General features: G+C 56.5%; 10 protein-coding genes. All 10 read right to left on the bottom strand.

Annotated elements, in window-relative coordinates; translation table 11 throughout:
* Window positions 1-54: 54 nt before the first annotated feature.
* The 10 genes from FHS18_RS34235 to FHS18_RS04295 all read right to left on the bottom strand — a co-directional run bounded on the left by FHS18_RS34235 (window position 55) and on the right by FHS18_RS04295 (window position 12,736).
* Window positions 55-222, bottom strand: coding sequence for a hypothetical protein (locus tag FHS18_RS34235; RefSeq protein ID WP_246427460.1), 168 nt, complete (start codon window positions 220-222; stop codon window positions 55-57).
* Window positions 219-1,805 carry a glycoside hydrolase family 2 protein gene (locus tag FHS18_RS04335; RefSeq protein WP_246427459.1) on the bottom strand — a complete coding sequence of 529 codons (1,587 nt, stop codon included), beginning with the start codon at window positions 1,803-1,805 and terminating at the stop codon, window positions 219-221. Before FHS18_RS04335 ends, FHS18_RS34235 begins: the two co-directional genes overlap by 4 nt.
* 43 nt (window positions 1,806-1,848) lie before the next feature.
* Window positions 1,849-2,751: a carbohydrate ABC transporter permease gene (locus tag FHS18_RS04330; RefSeq protein ID WP_183597426.1), complete on the bottom strand. Its 903-nt coding sequence runs from the start codon at window positions 2,749-2,751 to the stop codon at window positions 1,849-1,851.
* Between the two features lie 19 nt (window positions 2,752-2,770).
* Window positions 2,771-3,742, bottom strand: coding sequence for an ABC transporter permease (locus FHS18_RS04325; protein WP_183597424.1), 972 nt, complete (start codon window positions 3,740-3,742; stop codon window positions 2,771-2,773).
* A 126-nt stretch (window positions 3,743-3,868) separates the two neighbouring features.
* Window positions 3,869-5,623, bottom strand: a complete 1,755-nt coding sequence (locus tag FHS18_RS04320; RefSeq protein ID WP_183597422.1) for an extracellular solute-binding protein — start codon at window positions 5,621-5,623, stop codon at window positions 3,869-3,871.
* A 48-nt stretch (window positions 5,624-5,671) separates the two neighbouring features.
* A complete protein-coding gene (locus FHS18_RS04315) occupies window positions 5,672-6,625 on the bottom strand; it encodes a glycoside hydrolase family 43 protein (RefSeq protein WP_183597420.1) in 954 nt (317 codons plus the stop codon).
* Window positions 6,626-6,910: 285 nt separating this feature from the next.
* The gene (locus FHS18_RS04310) at window positions 6,911-8,200 is read right to left on the bottom strand and encodes a galactokinase (protein WP_246427491.1); all 1,290 of its coding nucleotides are present in this window, start codon (window positions 8,198-8,200) and stop codon (window positions 6,911-6,913) included.
* An 84-nt stretch (window positions 8,201-8,284) separates the two neighbouring features.
* Window positions 8,285-8,854 (bottom strand): dihydrofolate reductase family protein, encoded by a 570-nt coding sequence (locus tag FHS18_RS04305; protein WP_183597418.1) that lies wholly within the window; start codon window positions 8,852-8,854, stop codon window positions 8,285-8,287.
* Between the two features lie 186 nt (window positions 8,855-9,040).
* Window positions 9,041-9,886 carry an AraC family transcriptional regulator gene (locus FHS18_RS04300; RefSeq protein WP_183597416.1) on the bottom strand — a complete coding sequence of 282 codons (846 nt, stop codon included), beginning with the start codon at window positions 9,884-9,886 and terminating at the stop codon, window positions 9,041-9,043.
* A 105-nt stretch (window positions 9,887-9,991) separates the two neighbouring features.
* Entirely contained in the window at window positions 9,992-12,736 is a 2,745-nt protein-coding gene (locus FHS18_RS04295) for a glycoside hydrolase family 2 protein (RefSeq protein WP_183597414.1), read from the bottom strand.
* Window positions 12,737-12,891 lie beyond the last annotated feature (155 nt).

Genomic DNA, 12,891 nt, shown 5'->3' with positions numbered 1-12,891 from the left:
AGCGGTATAACGAATATAAGCCGGACACCTCAACGGATGTCCGGCTAACCTCAATTAATCTTCAATTGCCGCCTTACGCGCGTTAATCTTCTTGATAACCTCCGCATCGAACTTCGCCCGCCGGTCGTACGTGTACAGCCCGTTCACTTCCTGCTCCACGTCGTACAGCTGCGTATAGCAGAAGCCGAACATCATCGGGTGATCGAGCAGCACGTTGGTCAAGCCCTCATAGCGCGCGAGGAACGCTTCCTCGGAGGTCGGACGGTCGCCGTACCCCCACGATTTGTCGTCCTTCTGCTCCGGATTCCACCAGATCCCGCCATATTCGCTATAAAATAAGGCTGCCCTCCATACTGTTGCCGGTTCGGGAACGTGTTGAACGCTTCGCCGCCGGTCTTCATCGGTTCGTATCGGGCGCGGAACGTCTCCGGGTTCTGGTCATAGTCGTGGAGATCGAAGATATCCGTCACGACGTGGAAGTTGCCGCTCGTATCGATGACCGGACGCGTCGGGTCGATGCGCTTCGTCTCCTCGTAGATAATCCGCAGCACGTCATTGTCTTGCTTGGCGCCGTCGCGGTCCCACGTCTCGTTGAACGGACACCATCCGATGAGCGCAGGATGATTGAAATCCCGCTCCACCGCTTCCATCCACTCCGGCAGGAAATGCGCGATGCTGGCAGCCGTCGTTATATCGAGCCCCCAGTTGGCATGCTCGCCCCACACGAGATAACCGAGCTTATCCGCCCAGTAGAGGAAACGCGGCTCGAAGATTTTCTCATGCAGCCTCGCCCCGTTGAAGCCCATCGCCATCGACAATTCGATATCCCGCCGCAGATCGTCGTCGGTCGGCGCCGTGTACACCCCATCGGGATAAAAACCTTGGTCCAGCACGAGCCGCTGGAATACGGACTTCTCGTTAATCCGGAACGCCATGCCGTCGAGCCTTACGGTACGCAGGCCGAAATACGATTGCACTTCGTCGCCGGCCTCTCCCGGTACCTGCAAGGTAAGTGTCAGGTCGTACAACCGCGCGTTGCCCGGCTCCCACAGATGCACCTCGGACAGCGGCAAAGCCAGCTGTGCCGTAGAACCGGATACGACGATCTCCGCCGCGCCAACCGGCTTGCCTTCATACGAAGCCGTAACAGCGAGCTTCGCCTGCGACGCCGGATTCCCGCCCAGCTTCACCGTCAGATGCGCGGATGCATTGTCCGGATCGGCGATCAGCTTCATCGAAGACAGATAAGTCGCCGGCACATGCTCGAGCCACACGGTCTGCCAGATACCGGTCGTGCGGGTATAGTCGCAGCCATGGGAATACAGCCTCTCGCTCTGCTTGCCCCGCGGCTGACGGCCCGAGCGCACGTCGTCCTCGGCATAGACGGTAATGATGTTGACGCCAGGCGTTGCAGCCGACGTCATGTCGAAGCTGAACGAAGAGTAGCCGCCGCGGTGCTTGCCGACAGAAACACCGTTCACCCACACCTCGGTCTCATAATCGACGGCGCCGAAGTGAAGCAGCACGCGTCCGCCTTGCCACGACTCCGGCAAGGTCACTTCGCGTCGATACCAGACGGCAGCCATGAAGTCTTTGTATTCCACGCCGGACAACTTGCTCTCGGGTGCGAAAGGAACGGTAATCGTGCCGGATAGCTCGCGGCCCGCCTCGGCATAGCCGCTCTCCTTACCGCTCTTGCCATGGTCGATCTCGAACTGCCAAGGTCCATTCAGGTTGATCCACTCCGGACGTACCCACTGCGGACGCGGATACTCGGGACGCGGTACGGATGTTGGTTGTGTCATGGTTGAACTCCTTTGCTTTTGTCAGGCGTATTCGACCAAGGCTTTAGCCTTTGATGGAACCGACGTAGACGCCTTTCACGAAATATTTTTGCAGGAACGGATAGACCATCAGAATCGGAATCGTCGATACGACGATCATGCAATATTTGACCAGCTCGCGGTAGGCGGTCGCGCTGGAGGCGCTGTCGATGACAACCCCGCCCGAGCTGCCCATCGTCGTAGCGGTCGAGTCGTTCGCGACGAGGATTTCCTTCAGCAAGAGCTGCAGCGGGAATAGGTCCCGGTCCTTGAGCAGCACCATCGCATTGAACCAAGAGTTCCAGTTGCCGACGAGGTAATAGAGGAAGATGACGGCCAAGGTCGCTTTGGACAGCGGGATGACGACATTGAGCAAGATGTTGATCTGGCTGGCGCCGTCGATCGTCGCCGCTTCTTCCAATTCGACCGGGATCGCCTGGAAGCCGGTGCGCAAGATAATCATATTCCAGGTGCTGAGCGCCGTCGGCAGAATCATCGCCCACAAGTTGTTGTACAAGCCGATATCCTTCATCAGGAGGAACCACGGAATAAGGCCGCCGCCGAAGAACATCGTAATCGTAATGACGATCATGATGTGATTCTTCCAATAGAGATCCCGCCGTGAGAGGACGAACGCCCCCATGACAGTCATGATCATGTTGACCAGCGTCCCTAAGCCAACATAGAGAATGGCGTTCCGGTAACCGATCAAGAGACTGTTATCTTTGAAAATCAGCTTATAGCCATCGACCGTAAAGCCGAGCGGCCGCCACAGCACGCCCTTATGCGCCACTAAGCGGGCCGGATCGCTGAAAGAAGCGAACACGATATGCAGGATCGGGTAGAGGCAGCATAACGTGAGCACCGTGAGAATGGCATAGATCGCGGCATTGAACGTTTTGTCGCTAAGCGAATGGTGTTTCTTCATCGTTTCCTCCTGCCCCTTCCTACCACAAGCTGACGTCGGAGTGACGTCTGGCCATTCGATTCGTCGCCCACAGCAGCCCGAAGTTAATGATGGCGCTCAGCAAACCCACGGCTGTCGAGTAGCTGAGACTCGCTTCCCTTAAGCCTCTGCGGTAGACGTAGGAGGCGATAACGTCCGCCGTATCGTACGTCAGCGGGTTGTAGAGCAGAATGACCTTCTCGTAACCGGACGACATCAGGCCGCCGATCGCGAAGATGAACAAGATGACGATGACGGGACTGATCTGCGGCAGCGTGATATGCCACATTTTCTTGATCCGGCCGATGCCGTCCATCTCCGCCGCTTCATAGAGCGCGGGGTCGATCGAGCTCATCGCGGCGAGATAGATGATGCTCTCCCAGCCGATGCTCTGCCAGATCCCGGAGAACGTATAGATCGGCCGGAAGAAGTCGGAATAGCCGAGCAGCGACGTGTATTCCTTGCCCGTAATGAGCTGCAGAATCTGGGTGACGACGCCCTCGTCCGCCGTGAAAATATGTATCATCCCGCATACGACGACGAGCGAGATGAAGTGCGGCATATACGTGATCGTCTGCACGGTTTTCTTGAAACGTCCGTCCCGAATCTCGTTAAGCAACAGTGCCAGGATGATCGGCGCCGTAAAGCCGAAGACGATGCCCCATACGTTCAGCAGCAGCGTGTTCTTCACGACCCGCCAGAAGTAGGGCCCCTGGAAGAAGTCGATAAAATGCTTCAAACCGACCCAGTGGCTATCCGCGAACCCGAGCAGCGGCTTATAGTCCTTGAAGGCGATCAGGACGCCCCACATCGGCCCGTAGCAGAAAATAATGAACCAGGCCAGCACGGGAACCGCCAGCAGATAAGCGAACCAGTTCTTCTTGAAATCCTTCTTGATCACCGTTCGTTTGCGCAGCGGCTTGGTCGCCGCGATCGCACCCTCGATGTTGTTGTCCTTCCGGATGACCTCCATATTCCAATCACCTCATTTCTAGGCGAGGGAACAAGCATGCCGCGAATAGCCCCTCCACCGCACGCTTGCTCAAGCACCGTGCCGAGTGCGGTTATTCGGGCTGCCTGCCCTCCCTCGCCCTGTCCACTACCGTTGGTTATACCGATCCAATGCCGCCTGGTGAAGTTTCAGGAATTCTTCGAGCCCCATCTTCTTCGCTTCGCTCAGGAACTTATCGTACGCGTCGACCGACAGCTCGCCTTTAATGATTTTGGCAAAATACTCGCCTCGAAGCGTCGACAGCTGATTGCCGAGTTCCGCTTCGCGGGACGCTTCTTCCTGCGTGAACGTGATCGGCGGCATCGCCACGCTCGTATCCATGCCTTCGGTCCATTGCTTGCGGATCTCGCCGGAGTAGCTGCCCTTCGCCACGATAAGCGGGTTGGCGTTGTGCTCGTCGCGGATTGCCGGCCAGGAGTGCATCCGGTATTTCACGAGCGTCGTCGCGACCGGCTGGCCGTCCGGGTCTTTGTAGATGTAGCTGTCTTCATGGAAGTAAGGCTTGCCGTTCTCGTCGATCAGGTGAATCTTGCCGTATTCGCCGTAGTTGATGATCTCCCACCCTTTTTTGCTGTAGGCAAAATCGAGGAACGCCATCGCCGCTTCGACATTCTCGGCTTGCGTCGTAATGGCTGCCGATCTGCCGGTGCGCATGAAGTTTTTGTACGTCGTGGCCGGTTGGTCCCCCGCATTGAGAATCGGGTTCAGCGCGCCGACGAAATCGATATTGTTCTGCTGCTTCCAGTAGCTCCACATCGTGTCCGGCGAGTCCATCATGACGGCCGTTTTATCGGAGATCGCGCTTGCCATCCGCTGGTTGAAGTCGGCCGTCGCCCAGTCCCGGTTAAGCAGCCCTTCCTTGTTCCATTGCTGCATCGTCGCCAGGTATTCCTTGGCCTTCGGCTGCGCTGGCCCCCACTGCACTTGGCCGTTCTCATCCATGAACGTCCAATCCCATACGCCATAAGCGCCGTTAATGATGCCGGTGAAGATCTGGCCGTACGTCGAACCGTAGTTCAGCGGCTCGGCATAGCCGACTTCCTTACATTTGAGCAGGAACGCATGCCATTCCTCGATCGTCTGCGGAACCTCCATGCCCGTCTTCTCTAGCGCTTCCTTCTTGATCAGCATCCCGAACCACATCCACTCGGAATACGGTGCGATGCCGTAGAAGCCGAGCAGCTTGCCGCTGTCCGTCACCGTCGTTTTCCTTCGCATCTCGTTCGAATTCCGCCATGCCGTATAATTCGGCGCATTCTTCTCCATCAGGTCGGTCAGATCAATGTAAGCGCCGTCGTTCAAGCCCGCTTCCAAGCCGCCCGGATAACGTTCAGGCTCCATAATGATGTCCGGCAGCTCGCCGGAGGAGATCATCAGGGTGAAGGCATCGGCTTCCTGACCTACCGGCGGTGTGATGAAGTTGACGTCGATGCCGGTCAGCTTCTCCACCTGCTGCTGTACGACTTGATTGTTATAGTCCGGAATGTTGGAGTCAGCCGGCAGCCACACATCGAGCGTAACCTTCTCTTTATACGGGTAAGCGGAGTAATCGCTAGGAATGACTTCCTCGTACAGGTCGCCCAAGTACGTATCGTTGAGGGTATTGTTTACCTCGTCCAGCTGCTCCTGGGTCGGTGCCGTATTGCCGCGGATATTGGTGCTGATGTCGGTAAAAGATGTTTTCTCCGGCTCCGTATTCGTATTGGTCTCGGACAGGTTGTTCTCCGCATTCGCGCCGCCTTCCGGCTCGGTATTGCCGTTATTGCTGCATGCCGCGAGCGTCGAGCCCAGCAGCGCCGAGACGACCAACATGTTCAAGAGATGCTTCTTCATTGGTCCCATAGGAATCCCCCTGTTCATAATGGAAATGCATGACGGCCAAGCTCCGAATCACTCGCCGGAAGGAACCACGAGCGTCGAATCATCGCCATAAGGAATGCCGAAATCCGGCGTACCGTCTTCCCTCCAGCCGAACTTCTGAATACGCGTCGCGCGCAAGCTCGTCTCCGCCCCTGGCGCCGGCAGCGCATGGAAGACGATCCAGTCTTCGGTGCCGTCCGGCGATACGGTGAAGCTGTTGTGGCCGGTCGCGTAGACGCCGTTCTCCACGCTTTTGCGGAAGACGGGCTCCAGCTCCTTCGTCCAGGATGATGGCGACATCGGATCCGCCTCCTCATCCATCGTCAGCATGCCGAGCGCATAATCTTCGGACCAGGTCGTGCTGGCCGAGTAGACGAGGAAGATCCGGCCATTGCGGCGCAGCGTAACCGGGCCTTCATTGATCGCCATGCCGCCCTGCTTCTCCCAATCCAGCGTCGGCGCAGTCAACAGCACATGATCGCCTTCCACCGTCCATGGGTCGGTCATGCGCATGATGTAGACGGCAGAGCCGTAATCCGGGAAGTTGCCATAGCCGGCATACAAGAAGTAGAGCTGGCCATGCAATTGCAGCACCGTGCCGTCCAATCCGGGCACCGGCGTCGCAAGCGCCCCCTTCCACGTCCACTGCCCTTCCATCGGATCGGCCGACTCGTTCTCGAGCACGCATACTTGGCGGGAATCGTCCCCTCCGCCGTCATTGGCGGTGAAGTAGATGTACCATTTGCCCTGCACGTAATGGATCTCCGGTGCCCACAAGTTGTGGCTGTAGCGACCGCCCGGCTCCGGCGCCCAGATGGTCTTGCGGCGTCCTTCCCCGATCCCGCTTAACGTGGCCGATTGCGTGAGCGTAAGGATATCCCGCTGAGTGGACATGAAATAGTAATGGCCGTCGCTATGCTTAACCACCCAAGGATCGGCCGCACGGGCTGCTATCGGATTTACGAATGTGGCAAGGTTAGTCATCGTTTCGCTCCTTTAAGACTCTTCTTCTTGCTTGCGTTTTTTCTCTCGCGGTTACTGCTGCCAGACACCCTGCTTAAGGCGATTGCTGTCTGATTTCTTCCTTACATTTCCTATTATCGAAGAAAGCTACGTCTCCAACAATCTTGAAAGCGCTTTATATGAATGGCGAAAAAGGGTGGAAGCAGAGCGGTTTCGACGGTCGGAAACGCCAAGAAGCCTATGCGCGATTACGCGCATAGGCCTCGATCAATTCGTTATGGATGGTGCTTGTTGTGCGCCGTTGACTTACAGGACGTCGTTCAAGCAGATGGAACCGTATGGCCGGATGTTGATAATATACGTCGACGTTCCGATCGTATCTTGAATGAACTGCACATAGCTCTGGACAGCCTCATTCGGGATGATCGTGAGGATAACGCCGGCGAAACCGCCGCCATGGACGCGGCATGCCCCTGCGCCGAGCGATTTCAGGAACGTCTCGGTTACCCCTAGCGCGATCGTAATTTCCTGATGCTGAACGTCGGTATTCAGGTAGCAGTTCTGCAGCAGCTTCCAGGAGGAGTTACCGGATTCGGTAATCAGCTGGAGGAATTGCTCGCGGTTGCCATTGGTTAACGCCTCTACCTGAGCATCGACCCGATCGTTCTCCGCGAAGAAATGCAGCGTGCGAAGCACGGCGCGGTCGCCGCATTGCGCACGGATTTCGCCCAGCTTGCCGTATAGGTCGGCGGGCTTCGCATCGCGAAGAACTTCGGCGCCGAGTATACGTGCGACAGCCCGCATCTCATTCGGCACGGCGCCGTACTCTTCGGTCAGATCGGCATGGTTGCCGCCGGTATTGACGATGACCAGCGAATAGCCGCTTTTCTCGAATGCATACGGAACCGGCGTAATGACAGGCGTTTGCGGGTTGGCAAAATCGATCGCGATCAGGCCGCCATGCGCGCAGGCCATCTGATCCAGCAGCCCGGAAGGCTTGTTCCAATAGACGTTCTCGGCATACTGTCCGATCTTGGCCATCGTAACCGTATCTAATGATCCCTCATTATAGAAGCTGTTCAGTATGCTGCAGATGAGCATTTCGAACGAAGCCGACGAGCTAAGACCCGAAGCCGATAATACGTTCGTTGCGATATAGGCGTTGAATCCGCCCACGGCGTAGCCGGATTTGCGGAACCCGGCAAGTATACCGCGCACAAGCGACAACGACGCCGGCTCGCCCGGTTGCGGCTCCAGGTTCGTAATATTCAGGGTGAATCGTCCCGGATAGCCTTCCGATACGAAGGTAATGACAGGCTCGTCTACTTTGACGGCTGCCGCGATCGTATCCAGGTTGATGCTTCCCGCGAGAACTTTGCCATGGTTATGATCGGTATGATTGCCCCCGATCTCGCTCCGCCCCGGGGAAGAGAACAAGCCCAGCTCTCCATCGGCAAAATGCTCACCATAAGACTTCACGAGCGCTTGATAGCGGTCCCGCTGCCAGGAAAGCTGGTCTTCTCCATATAAACGGGATAGCAGCGCGCTTGCCTTATCCGAATTCAACATCTCAATCGTCTGTTCCATTGTCAGCATCATGCTCGTCCTCCTGTTACTTATCGATATCGATTCCAGTTTACACCATAGCGGGGGGTCTTGGCATTGAGGTAAGCAACAAATTTAATTACTATTGCAATGATAGATCAGTTGCACGACGCCGGAAGCGAACGTTCTTGTCTGGACCGTCGTGAGATTCACCCGCTGCCCAATATCGATGAACATCGGCTTGCCTTCGCCCAGAATAACGGGATGTACCGATAGACGGAATTCATTGACCAGCCCCAGATTGACGAACGTTGTAATGAGGCTTGCCCCGCCGTAGAGCCATATATCTTGGCCCGGCTGATTCCTCAACCGCTCGACTTCTTCCGCGATATGATCATGGATCCAGGTGGCCCTATGGTCAGACGTTCTTGGCGTCCGGGAGAAGACGTATTTCGCTTTGCTATGAACCTGGTTCCATAGCTCATGGTCGGCATCGGAATCTTCCGGCTTGGGGCTGTATTGTCCCCACATCTCGTAGCTGGTACGACCGTACAGAATCGTATCGATCCCGTCTAAGAAATCCATGAACCCCATGTCAGGGTCCATGATGCACCAATCCACTTCTCCATTCTTCCCCTCAATGAAACCGTCTAACGTGACCGCTAAATCCAGAATGACCCTTCGCCGGTCGACGGTATTGGACATCACGTTTCCTCCTATCACCCACGAATGTTTGGTCTTAATCAGATTCGATTATACCGTTATTTATGTTCAAATTAAAACGGGCGGGCGGCCGGTTAATTTGAACGCTACTCAAGTTGAAACGGGCGATCGTCCGAAGAAAATTTGAACCCGTAGATGCGAAAAAACCGTCTTAAGCAGACGGTTTGATTACGCGCTATTGCGGATTTGCTTGCGCCATTCCAAGGGAGTCACGCCGGCCGATTTGACGAAGTAGTCATAGAATCGGCTGGAAGAAGTGAATCCGACTTCGGACGAGATGGCCTCGATCGCTTTGTCCGTCTGCCGCAGCAGCCGCTTCGCTTCCTTGATCCGGAGATTGATAATGTATTGCTTGGGCGATACGCCGATGGCTTCGGTGAACTTCTTGCGCAGATTGCTCTCGGATAGAAAATGCCGTGCCGCCAGCTCATGAACCGTGATCGGACTGTAATAAGCGGCGTGAATTTCCTTAAGTACCTCTTGAACGATGGTGTGGTCGTTGGCCGGCCAAGCTGCCGGCTTCTTGCTCTCCCGGCTGCGTTGGAACAATAATAGCGCCGTCTCCATGGCCGTCCGCATCAAGTTGGCGGAATCAATGGTGCGCGCGCCGCAGCGCCACTCCTGATCCAGTTGAAGCAGGCTCATCTCCGCCCAGCGCATATCGTTCTCATTAAGCTTCGTATCGTAGATGCAGTCGGTTTCCTGTTCGGCATGGAACAGATATTGGCAGGACACCGGAAGCTTGTCATGGCGGAAATGAACGGATATGCCCTGCCACGGATCGGTGCATACGAAGCCGTGATGCAGGCCGGGCGGGATCCGGATGAGGCTCCCGGCGCTAACCTTCAAATTCTGCGTTGGCGAGCTGTAATAGCCTTCCCCTCTTAAGATGAGCGTCAGTTCGTCATAGTCGTGCGAGTGAGCGATGAATAGACCGTCGCCTTCTGTCGATTCGAACGTATGCGGCTTGAATCGGTCGATACTAACAACAAAGCAGCTCTCGTTATGCTCCATAGGGCACCCCTTCTTGAAATCAACGAAACCTCCCCTTGCCGACGTCTGTGGAGTCATGCAGCAAGGAGAGGCTTCGAAAGAATCGTTATAAGAATAAGAGCAATATTAGCGGCAACGAATCAGCAGATCGATCGGATACCGGCCGGCATTGCGGCCATAGAGCGATAACCCGCCGTTCTCCGCCTGCAGCTCCAGCTTGAACGCGCGATTCCGGTCCAGCTTGGCGGACAGACGGCCAGGTATAACCGCCCGGCAGAGATAACCGTAAGAACCGGCCTCGTCGAGTCGATTGGCCGCCGCCTGATAATGCCAAGATAGCACGCCGCGGCTGTCGGACGGATCGTCCGGCAGCAGGAAGGAGCCGATCCGCTCGCCGTCGACCAGGACATGGATCCGTGACTCATGCCGCTCTTCGTCGGTCATGTAGTACGTATTCGGGTTCGTCTCCACCTGCGCGTTGGCGCCGTGCATCATGCTGATGCCGTGATGGACCAGCTTGGCGCCTTCAATATGGCGGGCCAGCGTCCGATTCGAGCCCGCTTCGAACATGATCTCCAGCTCCCCGATCCATGACTGCTCCTCCTGACTTGGCAGCGCGATGTCATAGACGAAGCTTCCTGCTCCCGCTCCCGTCGTCTTGGCGCCGTTGATTGCCTGCCATTGATGGGCGAAGGAATGCTGACCGAATTGAGCTGGTGGGACAGCAAGGAAATGCCCGTTCTCCGTGCCGAATGCGAGCGACGCGCCGCCGCGGACGTCGAAGGTCGTGAAATTCCGCGTCACGATCGTTCCCTCAGCATCAACCAAGAGAAGCGCGAGGACAGCCACCGCATCCTGATTCGGCATCGTCAGCTGAAGTTCGGTGAGCGGCGCAACGCCATAACCGTCCCAGGCCACGTCGAGAACGCCTGATCCAGCGGTGGTACGCGTACCAAGGCTGTCATGCCACAGCTCCCACCGTAATTGGAGCGTTCGGCCGTGATAGCGGTCCGAGAAGCTAGAGCGCAGCAGCGATACCGTTGCCGTCTCGCCGGCGCAGATCGTCTGGCAAGGCGGCGCATCGATGGCGACGAAGTCCGGCGTATGCAGGTCGGAGAGCGTCATGCCCGGCACGAACGACTCGTAGCCGAACATTTTGTCCGTGCCGTCCAGACGGTAGTAGCCGTTGAATTCGTTCGTCACGTCGCGGAATTCGGTGAAGACGAAGCCGCACAGCTTATCGTGCCTGCGGAACTCGTTCATCATGTACCGGTAGTGCCAGGCGAGGTCGCTGTCTCCCGCGCCGCCTTCGATCCCCCATACGTTGCCGCACTCGCTGTTCATGAGCGGCGCATCGGATTGGACATTGCCGCCGATATAGTTGAAGTCCGAGCCGGGAACCGTCTTCGCCACGACCTCTTCCATATGATTGCGCAGCTGTTCGTAACCGTTGATATAGAAATGCCAGGTGTTAAGGTCGGTCTCGACATGGTCCCAGTTGCAAGGCGAGTTGTCCTCGACGATCCGCGTCGGATCGATCCGCTTCGCCCAGCGGTACACCTCTCTTACCCACTCTTGCGTATTCGGCAGGTAACTCGTAGCCTGCAGCTGGTCGCCGGTCAGACCGCCGCCCAAGCTGTTCGTCTTGAGTCCCCACGTCTCATTGAACATAACCCAGGAGAAAATCGATGGATGATTCCAGTCCCGCTCGATGACTTCGAGCGCCTCACGCTCATAGGCACTGCGTGCCGTCTCATCCGGGTTGCCCCAGAAGCAAGGCATATCCTCCATGACGAGAATGCCCAGTTTATCCGCCCAATAGAGCTTGCGCGGCTCTTCCGGCTTGATATGGATCCGGACGAAGTTCAGGCCAAGGCGTTTCATGAGGTATATCTCGTCGCGCATCTCTTCGTCGGTCGGATAAGTGAAATACCCGGTCGCATGATAGGACTGGTCGAGCGTGCCGTTCAGATAGATCGGCTTGCCGTTGAGCGTAATCCAGCGGTAGCCGCGGTCACCGAACTTCGCCGTGCCGATCTCGCGAATGCCGAAGTACGTCTGGACGACATCCTCGCCGCTTGGGCTGCCCAGCCGCAATTCGCCTTCATACAAGAAGGGAGATTCCGGCGACCACAGCTGCGGGCTCGGGATGATGAAGGACGTCTCAATCTCATTCAACCCAGCGGCAAGCGCAAGCTCGACCGTATGCGTTACTTTTCCCCCGTCAAAATGGCAGGTGAACGTACTTGTTCCCGCTTCATGCGCTGCAATACGCGCCTTCAGTTCCACCTTGCCGTCGATGGCGGTGTTGAATTTGGCAGCCTGCACATACGTCTGCGGTCTTGCCTCCAGCCATACCGGCTGCCATATGCCGCGAATCTCGCCATAGCCCTGTTTGCCGCGGGCTTGGTAATCATGATCCTCGTCTTGCGCGCGCACCACGATCGTATTGCCGCCCTCCGCGCGCCAAGCTTCCGTCACTTCGAACTCGAAGGTGCCGTATCCGCCTTCATGCGTACCGACGGAGCGCCCGTTCACCCATGCTTCGCACGCATAATCGACGGCTCCGAAACGCAAGAAAATGCGGGACTTGCGATCGTCGGGCTGCCAATCGACGGAGCGACGATACCATCCGATCCCCTTCGTGTCTTCCCCGATGCCGGACAATGGACTCGCCCAAGAGAATGGAACGGTGATGGCACGGTTGTAAGCGTTCTCGGATTCCTGCTGCCAGGAGGCTTCGCGTCCTTCGTCTTGCGGATCGAAGCGGAATGCCCAGCTTCCGTTCAAATTGCACCAATCCGTCCGTTGCCAATCCGGCCGCGGATATTCGGGTCTAACCTGCTGCCCAGCTGCTACCTCGGTTGTCATGGATCATACACGTCCTTTTCCCTATTAGTTAACAATTTAATTGATAAATGGGTTGTTATATGTACTGATTAGTTGTTATTCTAGTGCAGCATTCCAATTACGTCAACAACTTAGTTGTTTAATTAACTGTATAGTTACCCTAAAATGGCTTAAAT

It is taken from the genome of Paenibacillus phyllosphaerae, from assembly GCF_014192105.1.
Lineage (GTDB): Bacteria > Bacillota > Bacilli > Paenibacillales > Paenibacillaceae > Paenibacillus_Z > Paenibacillus_Z phyllosphaerae.
This window is presented reverse-complemented; position numbering and strand designations above follow the sequence as displayed.